The organism is Erythrobacter sp. S249 (assembly GCF_057364975.1).
The window spans coordinates 1,579,059-1,602,957 of sequence record NZ_CP200287.1; the positions used below are offsets into that span (position 1 = coordinate 1,579,059).

Here is a 23,899-nt window from a genome sequence, read left to right on the forward strand (position 1 = left end):
TGGGCGTTTCACCATTAACGGGCGCAGCGCATAGAAAAAGGGCGACACCAATATGGCACCGCCCTCAATCTGATTAGCTAAAGCTAAAAGGCTGAATTACTCAGCAGCTTCGCCGGTCATTGCTTCTTCAGCAGCGGCAGCAGCGCCTTCAGCAGCTTCTACAGTCGCATCAGCAGCGCCTTCGGCAGCTTCGCCGGTCGCGTCAACAGCGTCACCAGCAGCTTCGGCAGTCGCATCAGCAGCGCCTTCAACGGCGTCTGCGCCATCTTCAACAACAGAAGTTGCGTCAGCGGCCATCGCGTCAACGGTTTCACCAGCTTGTTCAGCGGTTTCAGAGCATGCAGCAAGGCCAAGAGCCGAGCCAGCAACAGCGGCAGCAAGAATCATTTTACGCATAGGATTCAATTCCTTATCCAGCGAGTGTGTTAAGCACATCCGGTCCCCCCGGAGAATGCCAAAGCCAAGTCTAAATGCCCGGCTTCGAGTTTGTAAATAGTGGCAACTTTGTGGCAATGCAAGGCCAAATCGCCTTTTTTGCCATTTTTCCGCCTTATTTACCGCTCCTGCCGTTTATGCTCGCTATTGCGTGGGGATAGCCGCGAAGCCTTGGCCAAACCGGCTTATCACCTGCCCTACGCGGTGCTAGCACCGCATTATGGCCGAGCAACAACACCTCTATCTCGTCGATGGTTCATCCTACATTTTTAGGGCGTATCACCGGTTGCCCCCTCTGACTGATCCTGAGGGTACGCCCGTCGGCGCGGTCTATGGCTACACCACCATGCTGTGGAAGCTGGCCGAGGACCTCGATCAAGCCGATGGCCCAACACATATGGCGGTGATTCTGGATGCTTCGTCCAAATCGTTCCGCAACGATATTTACCCAGAGTATAAAGCAAACCGCCCCCCTCCACCGGAAGACTTGGTGCCGCAATTCCCGCTGATCCGGGATGCAACGAAGGCCTTTAGCCTGCCGTGTATTGAGCAAATGGGTTTGGAGGCTGACGATTTGATCGCCTCCTATGCCCGCGCTGCGCAGGCGCAGGGGTGGAATGTCACCATCGTCTCGTCCGACAAGGATTTGATGCAATTGGTGGGTGAGCGCAGCGGCGGGCGGGTCGACATGCTCGACACGATGAAGAACCAGCGCATCTATATCCCTGAAGTCGAGGAGAAGTTCGGCGTTGTGCCCGAGCTGGTCGGCGATGTTCTCGCTTTGATGGGCGACAGCGTCGACAATATTCCCGGCATTTATGGTGTTGGTCCAAAGACAGCGAGCAAGCTGATTGCGGAGCACGGCTCGCTCGGCGGCGCTCTCGACTCCGCGCCAGACATGAAGAAGTCAAAACTGCAGGAGCGTTTGCTTGGCGGGCGCGAAGAGGCGGAGCTGAGCCGCGTTCTGGTGGCGCTCAAGGAAGATGCCGATCTGCCGCAACCACTTGAAGATTTTAAGCTGGAAAGCGTGCCCGCCGAACCGCTTGCGGCGTTCCTCCAAAAGCATGGCTTCACCAGCCTGCTGAAACGTCTCGGAGCGGGCAGTGGCAGCCCCGAACGCGCGACCAATCTGAACCCAGCCAAAGCTGAGACAGCAGGTGATGCGGGCACGCAAGAAGGCAGCAGCCAAGCCATACCAGAGATGCCAGCCGTGGATCGCAACGCTTATGAAACGGTGCAGACCATGGAGCGCCTGAAGGACTGGGTCGCCCGCGCCTTTGCTGCGCGAAAGGTGGCGGTCGACACCGAAACATCCTCGCTTGATGCGATGCAGGCGGAGCTGGTCGGCATCAGCCTCGCGCTGGGTCCAAACGATGCCTGCTACATCCCGCTCGCGCATGGCGGCGTTGATCTGCTTTCCGAAAAGCCAGAGCAAGTGAACCGCGATGCTGCAATTGTCGCTCTGAAGCCGTTGCTTGAAGATGATGCCGTTCTGAAAATCTTTCAGAACGGCAAGTATGACCTCAACGTGCTGGCGCAACACGGTTTGAGCGTCAGCCCAATTGAAGACACGATGGTGATGAGCTTTGCGCTTGATGCCGGGCGCGGTGAACAAGGCCTTGGCGGCGGACATGGGATGGACGATCTTTCCGTGCGTCACCTCGGCCATACGCCATTGTCGTTCAAAGAAGTCTGCGGAACCGGCAAGAAGCAAATCCCATTTGGCGAGGTTCCGCTCGACCGGGCGACTGAATATGCCGCTGAAGATGCCGATGTAACATGGCGGCTCTACCAGCACCTCAAACCGCGCCTCTCATCGGAAGGCGGCTCACAAATTTACGAGCGCGTTGACCGGCCATTGATCCCGGTAGTTGCCGCCATTGAGCGCGAGGGCATCAAGGTCGACCGTGCGCGTCTGGCAAAACTGTCCGAGGAGTTCGCAACAGAAATAGCCTCTCTCGAGACGCAAATTCATGCAGCCGCGGGGCAAGAGTTCACCGTTGGCAGCCCCAAACAGCTGGGCGAAATTCTGTTTGATAAGCTCGGCTATAAAGGCGGGCGTAAGGGCAAAAGTGGGCAATACTCAACCGATCACAGCACGCTGGAGAAACTGGCTGGCGAAGGCGCAGAGATCGCCAATAAAGTGCTCGAATGGCGCCAGTTGGCGAAGCTCAAGTCAACCTACACCGACGCTTTGCAAGAAGCGATCAATCCCAAGACGGACCGTGTGCACACGAGCTACAGCCTGGTCGGCGCGCAGACGGGCCGGCTGTCGTCAACCGATCCGAACCTGCAGAATATCCCAATCAGAACCGCGATTGGTCGCCAGATCCGCGAGGCTTTTGTGCCCGAGCCCGGCAATGTCCTGCTCGCGGCTGACTATTCGCAAATCGAATTGCGGCTGGCCGCGCATATGGCCGATGTTGGCACACTGAAAGAAGCCTTTGCCTCAGGCGAAGACATCCACTCGCGCACGGCGAATGAGATGTTTGGCGAAGTCACCAGAGACACGCGCGCGCAGGCGAAAACGATCAACTTTGCCATTCTCTACGGCATATCGCGTTGGGGACTGGCAGGTCGGTTGGAAGTCGAGCCAGACGAAGCTCAGGCTATGATCGACACCTATTTCAAACGCTTCCCCGGCATCCAGCGATACATCATGGAAACGCTGGAGACAGTGCGCGAGCGTGGGTATTCAGAGACCCTGTTCGGGCGAAAGACTTGGTTCCCGCGGATCAAATCAAAGAACCAAGCCGAACGTCAGGGTTCCGAGCGCGCCGCAATCAACGCCCCAATCCAAGGCACCAGTGCAGACATTATCAAACGCGCGATGGTGCGCATGCTGCCAGCTTTAGAAAAAGCTGGCCTGCCCAATGTTCGCATGCTTTTGCAGGTCCACGATGAATTGGTGTTCGAGCTGCCAGAAGACGATGTGGCGAAGGCCAGCACGGTTATCGAGCGCGTGATGGCGGAAGCAGCGCTGCCTGCGATCACCCTCGATGTGCCATTACAGATCGAAATCGGGACCGGGCCAAGCTGGGATGCGGCGCACTAATTGACTGCACGCAACCCTCAGTGCGGCGAGCACACAGTAGGATCCAAGGTTGTATTCGCAGGCTCGGCTGCATAGGTGCGCAGCATGCTTGATCAATTCAATCTCGCCAATCTCTCTATCGACTGGTTCGCATGGGGCATCGCTGGCCTCGCCCTATTGCTCGCAATAGGGATCGCATATCTTGCCTACCGTCTCGTTTACGCGGCGGTCGGCAAGCTTACCAAGATATCCGAAACAACCTCGGACGAGATGATCGTTGAGCGAATCCGGCTTCCGATCAAATGGTCTTTCATTGCGATTGGTATAACGATTGCGGCGCAAATGAACGCCGAACTGCAATCGATTTGGGAACCGCTCGGCAAATTCTTGCGTCCGGCCTTGCTGGGTTGGATCGCCTACAATTTGGTGAAGGGCTTTACCGCTGCGCTGGAATTGAAACTTGAGGCATCGAACGATCCGGTGGCGATGCGCAGTCGCAAAACCAGGATCGCGATTTTAGGCCGGACGGCGACGTTCACGATCATTTTCATCACGATCGGCCTGATGCTGCTCGGCATCCCAGCCGTACGCGACATTGGTACAACGCTGTTGGCGTCTGCTGGTCTCGCGGCCTTGGCGGTTGGTGCAGCCGCGCAACCAGCGCTCAAGTCATTGATCGCGGGGCTTCAGGTTGCCCTCACGGAGCCGATGCGGCTTGGTGATATGGTCAAGGTGGACGGCGAGGTCGGCCGCGTCGAAGAAATCCATATGAGCTTTGTGAAAGTTCGTACGTGGGATGAAAGAGCCTTGATCGTCCCGACAACGCGCTTCCTCGACAACAGTTTTGAAAACTGGTCGCGCCGGAGCGAAATGCTAACAGGCCCGGTATTCCTGCACCTCGATCCAGCCGCTGAGGTCCCGCCAATCCGCGAGGAGTTTGAACGTTTCGTGGGCTCGCACGAGCTGTTTGATGGGCGCACCTGCGCGATGCTGATGACGGAAGCCTATCCAGAAAGCATGGAGCTGCGCCTTTCAATGAGCGCAGCGACCATTGGAGATCTGTGGAACCTGCGCTGTGAGACGCGCGAGCACATGATTTCCTGGCTTCGAAGCAACCAGCCGGATGCATTGATCCGGCACCGGCTCGAAGTGCAAGCCGCCAATGAGCGCGTCCAAGGAGACTAACGGTCTCTTTGAGCTAACGCATCACTCGTGCTTTTTGGCGCGGGTCGGCTCCAGCTTCTCTGGCTGCAGAAAGCCGATCGGATTGACTTCAGCAGCGCGCTTTTTGAGCTCACCGCGCATCTTGCGATATTCGGCTTCCATCTTGCTGGTAACCGTCGCGCGCGAATCCTCCAGCGCCTCTTCAAAGTCCTGTGCTGTAACCTCTTCAACGTCATTGCCCATGCGGTGAAGCGCGTTGAGGCCGGCTCTGCGCACAACATCTTCGAGGTCTGCTCCAGTGAAGCGTTCGGTCTTTCCGGCAACCACAGATAGGTCGACGTCGCTCGCCAATGGCATCTTCGACGTGTGGATCCGCAAGATGTGCTCGCGGCCTTCAGGATCAGGTGTGCCAACATAAACAAGCTCGTCGAAACGGCCCGGGCGAAGCAGTGCGGGATCGACCAGGGTTGGACGGTTGGTGGCCCCGATCACAACGACCGATTGCAAGTCTTCCATGCCGTCCATCTCAGCCAGAATGGTGTTCACCACGCGGCCGGTCACTTGCGGCTCGCCTTGACCAGATCCGCGGGCTGGCACCAGGCTATCGATCTCATCAATAAAGATAACGCACGGGGCAACCGCGCGAGCGCGCGCAAACATGCGCGTGATTTGTTGCTCGCTCTCACCATACCATTTGGACAACAGGTCAGAACTCTTCATCGAAATGAAGTTCGCTTCAGCCTCTTTTGCCACAGCTTTCGCGAGCAAGGTCTTACCCGTACCAGGAGGGCCATAGAGCAAGAAGCCTTTAGCCGGACGAATACCCAAACGCCGGAACGCATCAGGCTTTTTCAGCGGCAGCTCGATCCCTTCTTTGAGTTTCTCGATGGCATCTCCGACGCCGCCAATATCATCCCATTTGACATTGGGCACTTGCACCATGACTTCGCGCATCGCGCTTGGCTGGATCCGCTTCAGCGCGCCCAAGAAGTCCTCTCGGGTCACGCAGAGTTCTTCAAGAACCTCGGGTGGGACGGTTCGCGCATCAAGGTCCAGCTTGGGCATGATGCGGCGAACCGCATCAATCGCAGCTTCACGCGCCAATGCAGCGAGGTCTGCGCCTACAAAGCCATGGGTGACGCGGGACAATTCATCGAGGTCAACTGCGCTTTCAAGAGGCATCCCGCGAGTATGGATCGAGAGGATTTCGCGCCGCCCCCCTTGGTCGGGAACGCCGATAACAATTTCCCGGTCGAATCGGCCAGGACGCCGCAAGGCCTCATCAATCGCATCGGGCCGGTTAGTCGCGGCGATCACCACTAGGTTCGCGCGCGCTTCCAACCCATCCATCAGTGTCAGCAATTGCGCAACCAAGCGCTTTTCCGCCTCGCCGGGGACATTCTGCCGCTTTGGCGCAATCGAGTCGATTTCGTCGATAAAGACAATCGCTGGCGCAGCGCGGGTCGCTTCTTCAAATACCTCGCGCAGGCGCTTTTCGCTCTCACCATAGCCAGAGCCCATGATCTCAGGGCCATTGATGGTGAAGAACTCGGCATCAGATTCGTTGGCAACAGCCTGCGCCAGCCGCGTCTTACCTGTGCCGGGAGGGCCATGCAGAAGGACTCCTTTGGGCGGATCAACCCCAAGTCGGGTGAACAGCTCTGGATAGCGCAGAGGCAATTCAACCATTTCACGCAGAGCCTGGATCGTATCAGACATGCCGCCGACATCGTCATAATTCACCGTTGCGCGAGCATCACGCGGCTCTTCAAATTCCGTCCGCAATTCGACTTCAGTGTTTTCGTCGATATGCACGATGCCTTTAGGCACAGTGGCGAAAACAGACAGGCGAATTTGTGTCAGCGCATAGGCCGGTGCGCGGAGCATTTGGCGCACGTCCGATGGCATGTTCTGGACCGGCTGTTGGCCGGTGGTTGCGACCAAATCGCCAGCCACCAATGGACGGCGGAAGAAGTTTCGCTTCAGGGCCTGTGTCGGCCCTTGCAGACGCATTTCACGCTGGGCTGGCGCAAAAACGACACGCGTCGCTGGGCGAGACTCAGCCGCACTGATTTCGACCTTCTCTCCTGAGCCCGCCTCAGCATTGCCGCGTTGCAGTCCGTCGAGCCGCACCACATCGAGCGTGTCATCCTCGGCGTATGCGGCCATGGCAATCGCAGCGGTTGTACGTTTGCCAGCGATCTCAACAATGTCGCCTTCCGTTATGCCGAGCGCCTGGAATGCTGAGCGCGGCATGCGCGCAATGCCCTGGCCCGATTCTTCCTGCCGGGCTGGCGCCACTTGCAGCCTTGTTGTTCGGGTTGGCGGCGCAGCTTCGGCATCAGCCATTCATCACTTCCTCTTCGGGCGGTTTTCTAATTACAGGCCCTTGTAGCTAGGAAGACTGGCATGGGAATGCAAATGCGCACGCACGGCGCTGCGCCTACTTGTGGGTTTAGCGTAAGGTGAAGTGCACGACGTCACTTAAATCTGAAGGGAAAAGTGCGCCCAAAAAGAAAAAGCCCGGTCCGAAGACCGGGCTTAAAAGTTTGGGAGAGGATGCCTGTTAGGCACGCAGCACTTATGCGGAGATGAGGCATTTTGTGCAAGTGCGAAACGCGCATTTTAAATTGCAAAAAACGCAATCTAATTGATGTAAGAATTTGTTAAATTACTGATTATACGTCTTTTCTAAGTTGCAATTGCCGCAAACTCTCGATGTTTTAGCACTGGCTTTCACGCCTTGAACCAACAAAAAATGTTGCAGCGCACTATTCGCATACGTATGCGACAAATGATGCAAATAGCCGCCAAGCAATCACCTCGCCTCAATCTCTAACTTGGGCTGAAACGACTCACCAAAACAGGCGGTGAGGTGGTGACAGCCAATCCTCAAACGACTAATCGACAGACCAACATTCAACCTCAGCCAAGGCTAGCCCCATCCATGAACAAGCTTTTCCCAGATGCAGCGACCGTTCTTGAAGGTGTGATCGCCGATGACATGCTGATCGCCGCTGGCGGATTTGGCCTATGTGGCATTCCAGAGCGCCTTCTCGATGCGATCCGCGACAGCGGCGTTACTGGACTAACCTTTGCCAGCAACAATGCCGGCATTGATAACGAAGGCATCGGCAAATTGCTGCGGACCAAGCAGGTCGCTAAAATGATCAGCTCCTATGTTGGCGAAAACAAAGAGTTCGAACGGCAGTTTCTCGCAGGTGAACTTGAGGTGGAATTCTGCCCTCAAGGCACATTGGCCGAACGCATGCGCGCTGGCGGCGCGGGCATTCCGGGCTTCTACACCAAGACCGGTGTCGGCACCGAAGTCGCCAAGGACAAAGAGCATAAGGACTTTGATGGTGAAACCTACATCCTCGAGCACGGGATCTTCGCCGATCTGGCCATCGTAAAGGCATGGAAAGCGGATGAGACCGGAAATCTCGTGTTCCGCAAAACAGCACGCAATTTCAACCAGCCAGCAGCAACTTGCGGCAAGGTCTGCATCGCCGAGGTCGAGGAAATCGTGCCTGTCGGGGAGCTGAGCCCCGATGAAATCCACTTACCCGGCGTATTCGTCCAACGTCTTGTACTGGGCGCGCCTTACGATAAGCAAATTGAGTTCCGTACGACGCGCGAACGCGTTACTGCCTGAATAGCGGAAGCTGAATTTAGAGGCTGACACATGCTCCCCAACCGCTCGCCATTGATAGCTGGAGTGCTCGTCGCAGCATTTGCGCTTAATGGATGCGTTGCGGGCTTTATTCCCGTGGTTGCTGGTGGAGCGCTTGCCGGAGCGGACATTAGCCGTGAGAGACGGGAAGCCAGAGACCTCACAGACAACGCCGAGTTGGAGCCGAGCCAAGGTGATGTCGCCGCAAACCAAGCTGGATTAGCCGCCACGGCAAGCCAAGTACCTGTGTCGGCACGCGAAGCTGCGCTTTTTGCTCCGATTTCAAATCAGGGCGAATTCACAGATTTACTCACTTATGCGCGCGAGCAAGCAGGACAGATATTGTTGCAGTCGGGCGAGAGTGCTCCGCCAGCCAGCACTGCCGTGCTCACCAATCCAGCAGCACTGGACGGCAAGCGCGATGAGTGCGGAGAACGCACGCCCACTGTGCTGATCGACTTGGACCCAGGCGATGCCCCATTTACGCCGCCAAGCAGTCCGACCGCTCAGCCAATTCTCGCTGAAGGGTTAGCGAACCTTCGGGCGCTGGGTCTTGAGATAACCTGGCTCTCCGCCAATTCCGCAGCCGATGCTGGGAAGGTAAGGCGCGCCTTGCATGCCTCTGGTCTTGATCCTGAGAAGTCAGACAATCTGCTGCTGATGCGGTATCAGGCCGACCGCAAACAAACGCGGCGCGGCGAGCTGTCGAAAACCCATTGCATCGTTGCGATCGCCGGCGACACGCGCAGCGACTTTGACGAACTCTACGATTACCTTTTGAAACCCGAGGCCGCCTTTGCCCTCGAGCCGATAATCGGCAACGGCTGGTTCCTTATTCCCCCAGTGCTTGGTCAAAATTGAAAGCAACACACATGTCAGATGAAAAAACCGGATGGTCTCGCGACGAAATGGCAGCGCGCGCGGCGCAGGAATTGCAGGATGGTTATTACGTCAATCTTGGCATTGGCATTCCGACATTGGTCGCCAATCACATTCCAGAGGGCATGCATGTGACCCTGCAAAGCGAGAACGGAATGCTTGGGATTGGGCCTTTCCCCTATGATGATGAAGTCGATCCCGACCTGATCAACGCGGGTAAGCAAACGATCAGCGAACTGCCGCACTCAGCCTATTTCGACAGCGCCACCAGCTTTTCGATGATTCGTGGCGGTCACATTGACCTGACCGTGCTCGGCGCGATGGAAGTGGCTGAGAATGGCGACATTGCCAATTGGATGATCCCGGGCAAAATGATCAAGGGCATGGGCGGCGCAATGGATCTGGTCGCGGGCGTCAAAAAGATCATCGTCGTTATGGATCACAACAGCAAGGCGGGCGATCCGAAGCTCATCCCCGAATGCACATTGCCGCTAACGGGCAAGAACGTTGTCGATATGGTCATCACGAATTTGGGCGTATTTCACCGCGAGAACCATGAAAGCCCGTTCCGACTTATTGAGCTGGCACCAGGCGTCACCGAAGCGGACATCGCCGCAAAGACCAGCGCAAAATACGAGGTGGCTCTGATTTGAAAAACCTTCGTATCCTAGTCGCGGCATTCTTCGCGGTGCTGCTGCCAGGCTGCAATGGTGAGCCGCGAGTGATGTATTTTGTGGCAGATGAGGGCGATGCATATTCAAGTGGTTCCGCTGCGTGCGGCGGCCCAATTCCGGCGGGGAATGCGATTACTGACTTCAACAGCGGCGGTTACAAATACCGCATGCTGTGGACCAAAGGCATGATGTGCGAGCGGGGTGCCAATGGTGCTTTTGGCGCCAGCTACTCTCTGCACACCGGCAACAATGCGACCGCAACACATGTTTATGTAGACCGCTCCGGCGTGCTCATGGATGACATGGAATTCGGCCCTAAAGGCCGCATCTCCACCGCCCCGCGCAGCACGTTGGCAAGCACCGTCGATGCGATTGCGCTCGGCTTATTGGGTGGGCTGGTATTGGCCATTTTTGTAAGCGTCCTCAGAAAAAGGCGCAGCCACACAAGGCCGCAATCAAGCGATGAGCGAAGCAGCACACAGATCGTTTTGGAAGAGCACAATTTCCCCGCGACAGACGTGGTCCGAGCGCTGGGCGCAGGTGCAGTCTTAAGCTGCGCCAATGGGTTTCCCATGAACGTGGTTCATCCGCGTGGTAGTGAGGATTTTATGAAGGCAATGCTGGACGAGAGCTGGCATATTTTCAACGCCGAGCAGCTCGAAGGGGCCTACCAACATTTGTTGGATCGTGGCCATGCCGAGATATCCGACTTGCTCATAGAGGCGTCACTGGAAGTGCCAGCCGACCAACTTAAAGACCGAATGCTGCTTTATTGCGAAGATGGTTGGGATCTCAATGAGACCTCAGAAATGATCGATAATTTCCAACCGGCGGTCGATTGGATGCGGCAGGCAGGCTACATTGCAACAGATGAGGATCTACTGCGCGGTGCTGCAGGTTATGACATAGACCGCGCAGTATGGCTGGCCAGAACTGGTCTTGGCGCTGGTTATATTTCGCGTAGTCGCGCTCTCGATCTGGTCCTTTATGCGGGCGACCATGCCCGAGGACGCTTTGCTAGCTGGCGCGAATTTGGCACCAGCGTTCTGCTCGGGCGCGGCATTTGGGGCGGAGTGAACGATCCAGACGGGCAGTTTGCGCACAGGGCTCAACTGGTAGAAACCCTCCTGACCGATCCGCGCAGCACATGGGTAACTGCAGGGTGGTGGCCTACGGAACAGAATGCTGGCATGGAGGATGAACTGCAAGACAGCGAAGGTGATGCTGGGACTCTAGAAGACCCTGACGCCGGGCCGACACTTCACTAACACCATGTGGCTTGACCGACCCCGCAACGCGAACGCGCCCTTGGCTGGGCTCAAAGTGTTGGAACTCGCGCGCGTCTTGGCAGGGCCATGGGCAGGGCAAATTCTCGCTGATCTGGGCGCTGATGTCATCAAGATTGAGAGTCTTCAAGGGGATGGTACCCGGCTGTGGGGTCCACCCTGGATTGAGCGAGAAGGCCGGGACGGCGCGACTGAGCGCGAGGCCGCTTACTACCACGCCTGCAACCGCGGCAAGCGGTCGGTCAAAGCCGACTTTACGGCCGAGCAAGATCGGCAATTCGTCCGCAGTCTTTGCGACGAAGCGGACGTGGTCCTGGAAAATTTCAAACCGGGCACGCTCACAAAATTCGCCTTGGATTATGACAGTATCGCGCACTCCAATCCTAGAGTCGCATATTGTTCCATCAGCGGTTTTGGCCAAGATGGGCCGAGGCGCGATGAACCCGGATACGACTTCGTCATTCAAGCGATGAGCGGTTTCATGTCCCTGACCGGTGAGCCCGATGGCGAGCCCATGAAACATGGGGTGTCGATCTCTGATCTTACCTGCGGTCTTTATGCCGCCAACGCGATTCAAGCCGCGCTGCTAATGCGAGAACGCACTGGCAAAGGGCAATGGATCGACATGAGCCTGCTAGACTGCTCTGTCGCCTTGCTCGCCAATCAAGCAACGAGCTATTTTACCACGGATCAAATCCCGCCGCGCATGGGCAATGCGCATGCACAGGTGAGCGCCTATGGCGTCTTCCCGACGCGAGATGGCCCCGTCGTTCTTGCGCCCGCCAATGATGGCCTGTTCCGTAAGCTGCTGAACGTGCTCAAGCGTGAGGACCTGCTGAGTGATGATAGGTTTGCGACCAATGAGGCGCGGATCGCCAACCGAGAACTGGTTGACGATATGATCGCACAAGAAACCACGAATTGGGCACGCGAGGACTTGCTAAAAGCCTGCGCAGTCGCAGGTGTGCCCGCTGGGCCGATCAATGATCTTGAACAGGTATTTTCGGACCCGCAAGTGCAGGCCCGCGGTCTCAAGGTTGAGCTAGACGGGCAGCCGGGCGTGCGCAGCCCATTTGCATTCTCTGACGCAGAGCTTGCGCTGGACCGCCCATCACCAAGGCTTGGTGAGGACACCCCAGACACCGCGTAGAGTTCGTCCGATTAGGTAAGCGCTGCCTTCAGCGTATCGACCAGATCCGTGCGCTCCCATGGGAAGAAATCACCCTTCGCCTGACGGCCAAAATGACCATAGGCCGCGCTTCTGAGATAGATCGGCTTGTTCAAGCCCAGGTGCGTACGGATGCCGCGCGGCGTCAATCCGCCAAGGCTTTCGATGCCAAGGATCGCTTCTTCAATACGGTCATCGCCTACCGTACCCGTACCGAAAGTATCGACATAGAGCGACAATGGCTTTGACACACCGATGGCATAGGCAAGCTGAATGGTGCAGCGCTTTGCCAATCCGGCGGCGACGATGTTCTTCGCCAGATAGCGGGTGATATAGGCTGCGCTGCGATCAACCTTCGTCGGATCTTTGCCGCTAAAGGCGCCGCCGCCATGCGGGCTAGCGCCGCCATAAGTATCGACAATGATCTTGCGCCCGGTCAGGCCGGCGTCCCCATCTGGACCACCAATCTCAAAGGCCCCGGTCGGATTGATATGCCAGACCGTCTCATCACTGATGAAGCCATCCGGCAGGACATCACCAACCGCGCCTTTGACATAGGCCTTGAGTTCAGCCTCTTTCTCACCTTCGTGATAGCCTGGTGCGTGCTGGGTTGAGACCACAATCGCTGTGCAAGCCACTGGCTTCCCGTCGCGGTAGCGCAAGGTCACCTGGCTTTTCGCATCCGGCTCAAGGAACGGGGCCGCACCCGATTTTCGGTCACGCGCGAGACGCTGCAAAATCTTATGACTGTAGTCCAGCGTCGCAGGCATCAGATCCGGCGTCTCATCGCACGCAAAGCCAAACATAATGCCTTGGTCGCCAGCGCCTTCGTCTTTGTTCGAGCCTTCTGAACCCGCATCCACGCCCATCGCGATTTCAGCCGACTGGCCGTGCAGATGGTTCTCAAAAGTCAATGTCTCGTGGTGAAAGCCGGACTGGGCGTAGCCAATCTCTTTTACCGTATTGCGGACCGTCCGTTCAATTTCGTCAAGCGCGCCTACGGCCCACTCACCGTTCTCGTAAATGCCCTTCGCACGAATTTCGCCCGCCAGTACAACGCGCTGCGTCGTGGTCAGGGTTTCGCAAGCCACGCGGGCTTCTGGGTCTTTCGACAGAAACAGATCAACAATGGCATCGGAAATTTGGTCGGAGACCTTATCCGGATGACCCTCAGAGACGCTTTCTGATGTGAACAAATATTCGCTACGCATGGTACCTCTGCGTTAAAGTCACAGGATATAAGGAAATCTTTATGTCTAGTAAGCCCTAACTCGCAGCGCGGCGTTGCGCAACCAGTCTGGACACGCACAGCGCCAGTAAGCTCAACAACGCGGCCCAGATGAGCGGGAGGGCATTGCCCAAACGCGCAAATAGGGTCGGCGGCTTGGCGCTCGGCACATAGCCATCGAGCCTATCCGACTTGCCGATCGCAATGCTCTGCCTGACAATCCCATCGGCATCGATTACCGCGCTAATCCCGGTTGTGGTGGAGCGCAAAACAGGCAAGCCTTCTTCGATGGCGCGCAATCTTGCCTGAGCCAAATGCTGCGGCGGGCCCCAAGCACCAAACCATCCATCATTCGACGGATTGAAAAGGTATTCAGGGCGATTGACGGTATCGACCACCTGACCGGAAAAGACGATCTCATAGCAAATTTGGACGCCCACTTTGCCAAACGCCCCCGTATCGAGCGTGCGCGGACCGGGGCCGGGCAGATAGTCAATGGAGCCTGCCACCAAACGGCTGAGGCCGAGCGGTTCCAACAGGCCGCGCATCGGCAGGTATTCGCCATATGGCACCAAGTGTGCCTTGGCATATTGCTGCGTGATATCGCCTGCTCCGTCCAAAGCTATGACAGAGTTTCTCGCGCTGACCGCGCGGATGAAGCCATTTTTCTCAGCAAGGTCGAGGTTCACCACACCGGATAGCAGCAGCGATTCTGAGCCAATGATCGAGGCGATCCGATTGCGCGCAAACTCTGGATCGCCCGCCGCGGTCATTCGGTCATAATATCTCTGCGGGTAGCCATCTTCGAGATAGTCGGGCACTCCACTCTCTGGCCACAGCACAAGCCGTGGCTGCTCACGACCTGGCAAAGTCAGCTGAGTGATACGCGCGAATTGTTCCTCAAACTTACTCGGGTCGTTGATCTCTGGTTGCAGGATGAGCGGCTGGATCAGCGCATAAGGCACTGCGCTGTCTTCGCGATCGAGAACGCTCGACAAAGGAAATAGCATTCCGGCCGAAATCAGCGTGGCCAAAACGGCGAGGCCGATCCGTGCCTTGTTAAGCGCGAGATGGGCAAGACCTGCAGCGAGTAAAACCACCAATCCCGAAAGCGCATAGGTGCCAAGCCAAGGCAGCAATATCGCCAGTCCTGGCCGCTCCCAAGATCCCAGCAAAGATAGGCCGAGTGGAGGCCACGGATAGCCGGTAAAGACCCAGCTGCGCAGCCACTCCGTCACAATCCACGCGGCGGCCAGCACCAATCCGAACGCGGGCAATCCCGCGCGTCTTGCAGCGAGATAGGCAATTACGACCGCTAGGGCCGGGTAAATTGCCAGATAAATGCACAGCAATGGTACCGCGAACCAACCGAGGAACTGCGGCATCTCCGCCTGGTATGTGAACGCCGTCGCAATCCAATTGTTGGCCAACGTCAGGTGTGACCACCCGAACAACCAGCCAAACAAAGCGGCCTTGCGCCAATTGTCCGCCTGGCTGAGCAAAACGACGAAGGCCGAAACAGCAGCCAAAGTCACCGGCCACCATCCAAGCGGAGGGAAGCCCAGCGCGGCCAATGCGCCCAGCAATAATGTGGTCCAATTGGGGTGCGCGCGGGCAATGCCAATCCAGCGATCAAAGATTGCCCGCATATTGGCTGTCTATCCCGCGATCATCCCTGCCCTGAGGCGCCGTTAATCTACAGTTTCCAGATTGTCGCCGCTATCATCTTGGCTCGGTGCGTCCCCGCCAATCGCTGGCGGCAGAACGGAAGCGTCGATTTCATCAGCAACCTTGTTGTCGCTTTTGGGCTTGCGCGGCGCACGAGGCTTCCGGCGCGTGGTGCGTTCTTCCGACTGTCCTTCACCGCGCGGCTTGCGCGCACGGCGCTTGGGCTCTTCTTCGCCTACGTCATCTGAACCGGCATCACCGGCATCCGCTTCGGCGCCGTTGTCGCTGTCAGATTTCTGGTCATTGGCCTGTTCATCGCGGCGTGAACGCGGGCGGCGAGAGCGGCGACGGTTTTCACCGTCTTCATCTTCATCGCCATCTTCACCTGATTGGCCGCGTTCTTCCTGACGCTTGGCCCGCGCTTCGTCTTGGCGAGCCTTATTATCGGCGATTACGCGCAGATAGTGGTCGGCAAACTGCAAATAATATTCAGCCTGGACCCGGTCGCCGTGATGCTGAGCATCCTGTGCCAGCTTTTTGTATTTATCGAGCAATTGCGGCGCATTACCCCGCGCTCTGCTGTCGATCCGGTTTAGCTGATTGCCGCCGCCTTGATTGCGATTACCGCGACCGCGGCGACGATTGTTACGATTGTTATTCAAGGAAATTCATCCTCATTTACGGCCTTCGGGCAAATTCTCATTGCACCACGACCAGTAGACCCCTCGTCCAAACGCCAGTTCTAATATTGGCGCGCGCTCCGCGCTGTACGAGCCGGGGGTATCCACGCGGCAAATCCATGCTTTCATACGGAGCTAGACCAATTGATTTGCAGCCCGTGCCGATCAATTGCCTGATTCGGGGTTAGCGAGGCTGGCCGCGTTTGCCAAGCCCTGTCGAAATTTCGTCAACCCCGAATCGCTGATCAAGTAAGGATTAACGCGCGGTCGCGGCCTGCGAGATCGCGAACAACCTCCACGTCAAAGCACTCACTCTCAGCGATTAAGCGAACGGCGTCCGCTTGTTCCGCCCCAATTTCGAGCACTGCGATACCATCAGGCGTCAGCAGGCCTCGCAATTGCGGGATGATGCGGCGGTAGTCGTCGAGACCTTCTTCGCCGGCGAACAGCGCCGTCGCAGGCTCAAAATCGCGCACATCCGGGTCTAGCGCCGCGTCGCTCTCCACATAGGGTGGATTGGAAATGACTAGATCGTAGGGACCAAGGCCCTCGCTCCAGCCGGGCACGCTCCAATCTGCAACGCAAAGCTGCGCTCGGTCGGCGACTTCCAATTTTTCCGCGTTGGCCTTTGCCACATCAATTGCCGCGGATGATTGATCGATGCCCAAGCCAGATGCTTTGGTTTCAGCTAGCAGTGTGAGCAGGAGGGCGCCGCTGCCCGTGCCGAGATCCAGGATTTGTACCGGGCTGGGAGCCTTCAAAAGCGCCGCTTCAACGACACTTTCGCTGTCACCGCGCGGGATCAAGACATCGGCCGTGACGCGAAATTCACGCCCATAGAACTCTTGCACGCCGGTTATGTAAGCCACTGGCTCGCACGCTATGCGGCGATCAAGCAAAGCCTCAAAGCCCCCTGGCACCTCGTCCTTCATATGCCTCAGCAGCATGTCAGATCGGCTTTTGCCAAGAGAATGAGCCATCAGGATTTCGGCATCGAGACGCGCGGTGTCACTGGTGCTCGAGAGCTTCTGAGCCGCCTCGCGCAAAACCTCGGCAATGGTCATTCGCTCAGCGCAGCCAGCCGCTTGCCTTCGTCTTCCGCCGTCAATGCATCGACCAATTCATTGAGGCCTGGGCCTGCGAGTACATCTTCAAGCTTGTGCAAGGTCAGCCCGATACGGTGGTCCGTCACGCGGCCCTGAGGGAAATTATAGGTCCGGATTCGTTCGGAACGGTCGCCTGAACCCACCATAGCTTTGCGCGCTTCCGCCTCGGCGCCTTGCGCTTCATCACGTGTTTTCTCAAACAGGCGCGCGCGCAGAACCTGCATCGCTTTCTCGCGGTTCTTATGCTGGCTGCGTCCGTCTTGGCAGGTGACCACCAGCCCGCTTGGCTCGTGGGTAATTCGGATCGCGCTGTCGGTTGTGTTGACGTGCTGCCCCCCGGCACCACTGGCCCGGTACGTGTCTATTTTGAGATCACCGGGATCGATCCGGATATCCACCTCATCCGGCTCTGGCAGAACCGCAACTGTGGCTGCAGATGTATGGATACGCCCGCCGCTCTCTGTTTCAGGAACGCGCTGGACCCGGTGAACACCGCTTTCAAACTTGAGCTTCGCAAACACATCGGCCCCGCGCACGTTCGCAACGATTTCCTTAAAGCCCCCGACTTCTGAAGCGTTCATGCTGACGGGTTCGACCTTCCACCCCTGCTCAGAGGCAAAGCGCTCATACATGCGGTAAAGATCGCCAGCGAACAAAGCCGCTTCGTCGCCGCCCGTCCCTGCGCGGATTTCCAGCATGGCTGGCTTGCTGTCGGCGGCGTCACGGGGCAGCAGGGCTATTGCAAGCTGGCGCTCTGCCAAAGGCAATTGCTCGCGCAGCTTACCCAGCTCTTCCTCAGCCATCGCCTTCATTTCAGGATCAGCCAGCATGTCTTCGAGGCCAACAATTTCCTCCCGCATCGCCTTTACCTGCAGCGATAGCTTCGCGACCGGCTCAAGCTCTGAATAGTCACGCGAAGCGCGCACGAACTCGTCACCCTCCAGCGTGCCAGATGCCATGCGGGCTTCCAGCTCAGCGAAGCGGTGCGCGATCTGATCAAGGCGTTCTGCGGGAATTTGCATGTTGCTCAGCCGCCAAGTTTTTCAGCAAAATTGCGTAACGCATGACCAATCCGCTCAATGTCAGCGTCTCCACCTTTTAGCCGCGGCGCCTCAAGCGTCCCGTTGGCATCTTCACTGTAAGCCATAATAACCGTTGCTGCGCTCTTTGCCGCTTTATCAAAACGTTTTCGCGGCGAGCCAGCGGCAAACACTTCGGCGACAAGCCCTTCACTCCGCGCCATCATTGCAGTTCGCAGTCCGGCAGAGTGCAATTGCTCGCTGTCGCCTTCCACAACGATTGCCAATTGAGGCGGCACTTCTGTGCGCTCCTCCACCAACATAGCCAACCGCTCAATTCCAGCCGCCCATCCGACAGCTGGCGTCGTTGGTCCGCCCAAGCTCTCCATCAAGCCGTCATAGCGCCCACCACCAAGGACAGTGCTTTGCGCGCCCAGAGCGTCTGCCGCTGCTGAACCCTCGTCCGGAATGAATTCAAAGGCAGTGTGGCGATAATAATCGAGCCCGCGCACCAGCACCTCTGACCGCACCCATTTGACGTCTGCAGCATCCAGGCCGTCAGTAACGGCCTTAAAGAACGCCCGCGCCTCATCAGACAGAAAGTCATCGATTTTCGGCGCGTCGACCAGGAAAGGTTTGTCCCGGCCATCCTTGCTGTCGAGAATGCGCAGCGGGTTTTTCTCCAGCCGCTCCTGCGAATCTTCCGACAGCTGATCTTTCACCGCGCTAAAATAGTCGATCAACGCCGCGCGCCAAGCCTCACGGCTTGTCCCATCGCCCAAGGTGTTGAGATGCAGCGTCACCCCTTCGATACCCAACTCTTTCAAAAGCTGGTCGGCCATGCACAGCAGCTCCACATCGGCCTGCGGTTCTGCCGCCCCGATGATCTCGGCATCGATCTGGTGAAACTGCCGGTAGCGCCCCTTTTGCGGGCGCTCATAGCGGAACAGCGGGCCGTGCGTTGCCGCCTTTAGCGGCGCGTGCTGCTGCCAGCCATTGGTCAGATACGCGCGGGCAATGCCGGCGGTGAACTCTGGCCTAAGCGTGAGCGAATCCCCGCCGCGATCCTCAAACGAGTACATTTCTTTGGAGACAACATCTGTCGTCTCGCCAAGGGAGCGCGCAAACACTTCCGTCTTCTCAAACACGGGCATTTCAATGCGGCGAAATCGGTAAAGCCGCCGCACGCGCTCAAAGGTTTCGACCACGAACGCAAAGGCTTCGGCATCAGCGCCAAAGATATCTTGCGTCCCACGAATGGCTTTTGGAGTGTTTTTCGACATTACACTTGAGCGATTAGGGACAAGATCATCTTGCCGCAATAGAGCCGCGCAGCTAGGGGGCACTCAAGCTCAGGGAGAGGGCTTTGACACTAGTAGGATAGCAGCATGCGTATCGACAAAATCCCGACCGGAAATAATCCACCTGACGACCTCAATGTGATCATTGAAGTGCCCACTGGCGGCGAGCCGGTGAAGTATGAATTTGATAAGGAAAGCGGCGCATTGTTCGTCGACCGCATCCTGCACACGCCAATGCGTTACCCAGCGAACTATGGCTTTGTGCCGCATACACTCAGTCCTGATGGCGATCCCTTGGATGCTTTGGTGATTGCGCGCACGCCGTTTATGGCTGGCTGCGTTGTGCACGCTCGCCCGATTGGCGTCTTAAACCTAGAAGATGAGCACGGTGGCGACGAAAAACTGATCTGCGTGCCGGTTGACACAACTTTCCCATATTACTCAGATGTGGGTGAGACCAAAGATTTGCCGTCGATCATTTTTCAACAAATCGAGCATTTCTTCACACACTACAAAGATCTTGAAGCGGAAAAGTGGGTCCGTATCGGTAAGTGGGGCGACCGCGCGGAAGCTCAGCGCATTGTTGTTGAAGCGATTGAGCGCGCTAACGCCTAATTTTTTAATTAGGCCCACAAAAGCGAAAAGACGCCTTTAAAACAAAAAGTCAGCACGAACGGCAGGCCAATCGCCATCACCCAAAGGCCAGCAAGATCGCGCCGGAAAGCCGGACGATACGCTTGGTCTGCCGCTTCGCTGTCTGACAGGCCAGTCCAGCGTTTCTCGAACCAGCGACACGCCGGAATAATGGCTGCAACCAAAACCACGAGTGCAATGTAAGGTAGGATGGATGCACCACCGGTGTTGAGCGCCTTAATCGTCACGAATATCTGAAGGCCCGTGTAGACGAGCAGCGCATAGGCAACATGATCGCTCATCGATTTACGCCAATCGAGAGCATAGCCATCGGATTTTCCGTCAGCTTGCTCGTTTGCGTCATAGCGATGCGCGATATTTTTCATTGTGCCGCTCTCCAACGGAATCGTTCCCCAGACATGGAGTATTTCAAATTGCCGCATATCTTGCAAGCTCGGTAACCAATCCGCAATTTTGTTGCAGGAATTGCGACACGCAAAAATCCTGCCAAATTGGGCAATACTGCCCTTTTATGTCTGGAATGCGGTGCTAAGGGTGGTCCGATGAGTGAGACGAACGCCCTAGCCGATACGCTTGAAAGCGGCACCGCCGATGCCACAGCGCCGCTGCCTGATGGCGGCCTTGAAGTCATTTCTATTGCTAAGAGCTATGACAAGCGCTCGGTCCTAAGCGACATTTCCTTGACTGTCGGCAAAGGCGAGGTGCTGGGCCTGCTCGGCCCCAATGGCGCAGGCAAAACGACGTGCTTCTATTCGATAATGGGTCTTGTTCGCCCGGATTCTGGCCGGATCCTGATGGACGGCGAAGATGTCACCAAGCTGCCGATGTATCGCCGCGCGATCTTGGGGCTTGGCTACCTACCGCAGGAAACCAGTATTTTTCGCGGCATGACCGTTGAGCAGAATATCAATTGCGTTCTCGAGATGGTCGAGCCGGATAGTGATACGCGCGCTCAAGAACTGGAACGCCTGCTCGGTGAGTTTGGCCTGACAGAACTGCGCAGTTCACCAGCCATGGCTTTGTCTGGCGGCGAGCGGCGGCGGTGCGAGATTGCCAGAGCGTTGGCCGCAAAGCCCTCCATCATGCTGCTCGATGAACCGTTTGCCGGCATCGACCCGCTGTCGATCAGCGATATTCGCGATCTTGTAAAAGACCTCAAAGGGCGCGGCATTGGCGTGCTGATTACTGATCACAACGTTCGAGAAACACTCGATATCGTTGATCGCGCATGCATCATATATGGCGGACAGGTTCTCTTCGCCGGAACGCCGCAGGCGCTTGTCGCAGACGAGAACGTCAAACGGCTCTATCTCGGTGAAGGCTTCACTTTGTGACGAGACGGCGGAATTAAATCATGGCGCTCGGCCCAAGGCTAGACCTACGCCAGTCACAGTCTTTGGTGATGACGCCGCAATTGCAGCAGGCGATCAAACTGCTGGCGGCATCGAACCTCGAAATCGAAACCTTCATCTCCGACGCTTTGGAAGCCAATCCACTGCTCGAGGCCGGGGCGCTGTCCAGTGAAGACGGTGGGTCCAGCGGGGAAAACGATGATATCCCGCGCGAAGAATTCACCGCCGACCAGCTGATCGGCCAAGCGCAAGGGGAGAGCGAGGCTCCACTTGATTTGGACACTGGCGCGCTCGACCGCGACCGAGATACGGGCGACGGGGCAAGCGGTCCTGCGGCAGGCGATGCAGAGTGGGGAGCGGCCGCGAGCAGTGGCGGCGGCTCAGATATTCTGCCCGACCTTGAGCAAACAAGCGCAGCACAAATTACGCTCGCGGAACATCTTGGCGAGCAAATTGGCGCGGCAGCCAAAGACGAACGCGAGGCTTTCATTGCGCGTCACTTGATCGGATTGCTCGACGAGGCAGGCTACCTCTCTTTTGATTTGCGCGATGTGGCCTACGATCTTGGGGTGGAACTGCGTGATGCTGAAAGCGCCCTAAAGGCAGTGCAAACGCTCGACCCCAGCGGAGTTGGCGCGCGCAGCCTTTCGGAATGCCTGGCGATCCAAGCGCGCGAAGCGGACCGCTACGACCCGTGCATGGCGCAATTAATTGACCACCTGGAATGGGTCGCACGCGGCGAGATCGCCCGATTGAAGCGCGTTTGCGGGGTTGATGAAGAAGATTTCGCTGACATGCTCGCCGAGCTGCGCGGCTATGACCCAAAACCGGGGCTGTCTTATGGGGCAAGCACTGCGAGCGCAGTCGTGCCGGACATTCTTCTCACCGACAATGGTGAGGGCGGCTGGGATGTGGCGCTGAATGAGGAGACCTTGCCTCGCCTGATCGTCAACCGGTCATATTTTGTCGAACTGCGAGATGGCGCGCCGGATCCCGACGCGCAAAGCTGGCTGAAGGAAAAACTGGCCGATGCCCATTGGCTCATCCGGGCGCTGGACCAGCGCCAAAAGACCATTCTGAAGACGGCAGCTGAGATCGTGAAGAAGCAGGAAGGCTTCTTTCGCAATGGCGTGTCGGAGCTTCGCCCTCTAACTTTGCGCGAGGTCGCCGAAGAAATCGATATGCACGAAAGCACGGTCAGCCGCGTGACCAGCAACAAATTTCTGCATTGCGAGCGCGGCTGCTTTGAGCTGAAATACTTCTTCACCAGCGGCGTTTCATCGAGCGACGGCGAAGGCGCATCGTCCGAGGCGATCAAAGCCCGCATTAAAGCTCTGACCGATGCTGAAGAGGCCAAAAAGATCTTATCCGACCAAAAACTCGCAGACCTTCTGAAAGAGGAAGGCTTCGACCTGGCACGCAGAACAGTTGCCAAATATCGTGAAGCAATCGGCATCGGCTCCAGCGCAGAACGGCGCCGGCAAAAGAAGCTCGCCAACCTTTAAGCCGGCACCTTAAAGTATCTGAGCATGCCTAAGCATCTCAGAAGCGGAGGGATTTAGGCCATCCGCTGTATAGGTATGAACCCCTGCGACTCGCCGGTTTCTAATGCTTTACGGTAAATTAACCTTTTCCGTTCAGAACTTATGTGGTTAATACATGGCAACACCTCTTAGCGAGGAGTTACCGTGACACTTTGTTACGATGATCTGGGTATATAGGGGACCAGCAATGCGTGTGCTCTTGATTGAGGACGAGCCAACAACGGCCAAAGCAATTGAGCTTATGCTCACGACAGAGGGCTTCAATGTCTATTCGACCGACCTCGGCGAAGAAGGCTTGGATCTAGGTAAGCTGTATGATTACGATATCATCCTGCTCGACCTTAACCTCCCAGACATGCACGGATATGACGTGCTCAAGAAACTGCGTGTCGCGAAAGTGCAGACACCGGTTTTGATCCTTTCAGGCATTGCCGAAATGGACAGCAAGATCCGCAGCTTTGGATTTGGCGCTGATGACTATGTCACTAAGCCATTCCACCGCGAAGAGTTGGTTGCTCGCATCCACGCTGTTGTGCGCCGCTCTAAAGGCCACAGCCAATCAATCATCCGCACTGGCAAGCTTGCCGTGAACCTCGATGCGAAGACTGTTGAAGTCGACAGCGCCCGCGTTCACTTGACCGGTAAAGAGTACGCCATGCTTGAGCTCTTGAGCCTGCGCAAAGGCACGACGCTCACCAAGGAAATGTTCCTCAACCACCTTTATGGCGGAATGGACGAACCTGAACTCAAAATCATCGACGTTTTCATCTGTAAGCTACGCAAGAAATTGAGTCACGCTTGCGGCGGTGAAAACTACATCGAAACGGTCTGGGGCCGCGGTTATGTGCTGCGCGATCCAGATGCAGAAGCAGAGGCCGCTTAAGCGCCTAAACGAATTCTCCAGTCTTCTGGGACGGGAACGAGAAACGCCCGGGGCAGCAATGCTCCGGGCGTTTTGCTGTGTTCGCCTCGCGGTAAACTCGTCCTGCCGCAGTCTCTACGAAACGTATAGATACAGCAGGTGCCCCCTGTGA

At 56.9% G+C, this 23,899-nt stretch carries 20 protein-coding genes; 11 read left to right on the forward strand and 9 right to left on the reverse strand.

Going from position 1 to position 23,899, the window contains the following annotated elements:
* Positions 1-96: 96 nt before the first annotated feature.
* Positions 97-396, reverse strand: coding sequence for a hypothetical protein (locus AC0V6V_RS07420; protein WP_486164783.1), 300 nt, complete (start codon positions 394-396; stop codon positions 97-99).
* A gap of 259 nt (positions 397-655) precedes the next feature.
* On the opposite strand from AC0V6V_RS07420, the gene polA reads away from it, so the two are divergent.
* Positions 656-3,490, forward strand: a complete 2,835-nt coding sequence (gene polA / locus AC0V6V_RS07425; RefSeq protein ID WP_486164784.1) for a DNA polymerase I — start codon at positions 656-658, stop codon at positions 3,488-3,490.
* A gap of 84 nt (positions 3,491-3,574) precedes the next feature.
* On the forward strand, positions 3,575-4,654 hold the full coding sequence (locus tag AC0V6V_RS07430) for a mechanosensitive ion channel family protein (RefSeq protein ID WP_486164785.1): 1,080 nt from the start codon (positions 3,575-3,577) through the stop codon (positions 4,652-4,654).
* Positions 4,655-4,675: 21 nt separating this feature from the next.
* On the opposite strand, the gene AC0V6V_RS07435 is transcribed toward AC0V6V_RS07430, so the two are convergent.
* Positions 4,676-6,982 (reverse strand): CDC48 family AAA ATPase, encoded by a 2,307-nt coding sequence (locus AC0V6V_RS07435; protein WP_486166273.1) that lies wholly within the window; start codon positions 6,980-6,982, stop codon positions 4,676-4,678.
* Between the two features lie 598 nt (positions 6,983-7,580).
* Here AC0V6V_RS07435 and AC0V6V_RS07440 point away from each other — a divergent pair.
* From AC0V6V_RS07440 to AC0V6V_RS07460, 5 genes are read left to right on the forward strand one after another with little or no spacing between them, the layout of a single operon-like run.
* A complete protein-coding gene (locus AC0V6V_RS07440) occupies positions 7,581-8,288 on the forward strand; it encodes a CoA transferase subunit A (protein WP_486164786.1) in 708 nt (235 codons plus the stop codon).
* Positions 8,289-8,318: 30 nt separating this feature from the next.
* On the forward strand, positions 8,319-9,167 hold the full coding sequence (locus AC0V6V_RS07445) for a hypothetical protein (protein ID WP_486164787.1): 849 nt from the start codon (positions 8,319-8,321) through the stop codon (positions 9,165-9,167).
* An 11-nt stretch (positions 9,168-9,178) separates the two neighbouring features.
* Positions 9,179-9,838: a CoA transferase subunit B gene (locus tag AC0V6V_RS07450; protein WP_486164788.1), complete on the forward strand. Its 660-nt coding sequence runs from the start codon at positions 9,179-9,181 to the stop codon at positions 9,836-9,838.
* Positions 9,835-11,127 carry a DUF1266 domain-containing protein gene (locus AC0V6V_RS07455; protein WP_486164789.1) on the forward strand — a complete coding sequence of 431 codons (1,293 nt, stop codon included), beginning with the start codon at positions 9,835-9,837 and terminating at the stop codon, positions 11,125-11,127. The genes AC0V6V_RS07450 and AC0V6V_RS07455 overlap by 4 nt, the downstream gene beginning before the upstream one ends.
* A gap of 4 nt (positions 11,128-11,131) precedes the next feature.
* A complete protein-coding gene (locus AC0V6V_RS07460) occupies positions 11,132-12,295 on the forward strand; it encodes a CaiB/BaiF CoA transferase family protein (protein WP_486164790.1) in 1,164 nt (387 codons plus the stop codon).
* Positions 12,296-12,306: 11 nt separating this feature from the next.
* Here the strand turns inward: AC0V6V_RS07460 and metK are convergent, their stop codons facing one another.
* The 6 genes from metK to hisS form a co-directional block, all read right to left on the reverse strand.
* Positions 12,307-13,524: a methionine adenosyltransferase gene (metK, locus tag AC0V6V_RS07465; RefSeq protein WP_486164791.1), complete on the reverse strand. Its 1,218-nt coding sequence runs from the start codon at positions 13,522-13,524 to the stop codon at positions 12,307-12,309.
* Between the two features lie 55 nt (positions 13,525-13,579).
* A complete protein-coding gene (gene lnt, locus AC0V6V_RS07470) occupies positions 13,580-15,190 on the reverse strand; it encodes an apolipoprotein N-acyltransferase (RefSeq protein WP_486164792.1) in 1,611 nt (536 codons plus the stop codon).
* A 42-nt stretch (positions 15,191-15,232) separates the two neighbouring features.
* A complete protein-coding gene (locus tag AC0V6V_RS07475) occupies positions 15,233-15,871 on the reverse strand; it encodes a DUF4167 domain-containing protein (RefSeq protein ID WP_486164793.1) in 639 nt (212 codons plus the stop codon).
* 263 nt (positions 15,872-16,134) lie between these two features.
* A complete protein-coding gene (prmC, locus tag AC0V6V_RS07480; protein ID WP_486164794.1) occupies positions 16,135-16,953 on the reverse strand; it encodes a peptide chain release factor N(5)-glutamine methyltransferase in 819 nt (272 codons plus the stop codon).
* Positions 16,950-18,017, reverse strand: coding sequence for a peptide chain release factor 1 (gene prfA / locus AC0V6V_RS07485; protein ID WP_486164795.1), 1,068 nt, complete (start codon positions 18,015-18,017; stop codon positions 16,950-16,952). Before prfA ends, prmC begins: the two co-directional genes overlap by 4 nt.
* Before the next feature lie 5 nt (positions 18,018-18,022).
* Positions 18,023-19,297: a histidine--tRNA ligase gene (gene hisS / locus AC0V6V_RS07490; RefSeq protein ID WP_486164796.1), complete on the reverse strand. Its 1,275-nt coding sequence runs from the start codon at positions 19,295-19,297 to the stop codon at positions 18,023-18,025.
* A gap of 105 nt (positions 19,298-19,402) precedes the next feature.
* Between hisS and ppa the strand changes: the two genes are divergently transcribed.
* Positions 19,403-19,930 carry an inorganic diphosphatase gene (ppa, locus tag AC0V6V_RS07495; RefSeq protein WP_486164797.1) on the forward strand — a complete coding sequence of 176 codons (528 nt, stop codon included), beginning with the start codon at positions 19,403-19,405 and terminating at the stop codon, positions 19,928-19,930.
* A gap of 8 nt (positions 19,931-19,938) precedes the next feature.
* Here ppa and AC0V6V_RS07500 read toward each other — a convergent pair whose 3' ends face one another.
* Positions 19,939-20,334: a hypothetical protein gene (locus tag AC0V6V_RS07500; RefSeq protein ID WP_486164798.1), complete on the reverse strand. Its 396-nt coding sequence runs from the start codon at positions 20,332-20,334 to the stop codon at positions 19,939-19,941.
* A gap of 177 nt (positions 20,335-20,511) precedes the next feature.
* Here AC0V6V_RS07500 and lptB point away from each other — a divergent pair, with 177 nt between their 5' ends.
* From lptB to ctrA, 3 genes are all read left to right on the forward strand, one after another.
* The gene (lptB, locus tag AC0V6V_RS07505) at positions 20,512-21,303 is read left to right on the forward strand and encodes an LPS export ABC transporter ATP-binding protein (RefSeq protein WP_486164799.1); all 792 of its coding nucleotides are present in this window, start codon (positions 20,512-20,514) and stop codon (positions 21,301-21,303) included.
* A 20-nt stretch (positions 21,304-21,323) separates the two neighbouring features.
* Entirely contained in the window at positions 21,324-22,826 is a 1,503-nt protein-coding gene (rpoN, locus tag AC0V6V_RS07510) for an RNA polymerase factor sigma-54 (protein ID WP_486164800.1), read from the forward strand.
* Positions 22,827-23,052: 226 nt separating this feature from the next.
* Complete coding sequence (gene ctrA, locus AC0V6V_RS07515; RefSeq protein WP_472640405.1) at positions 23,053-23,748, forward strand: response regulator transcription factor CtrA; 696 nt, start codon at positions 23,053-23,055, stop codon at positions 23,746-23,748.
* Positions 23,749-23,899: the final 151 nt, after the last annotated feature.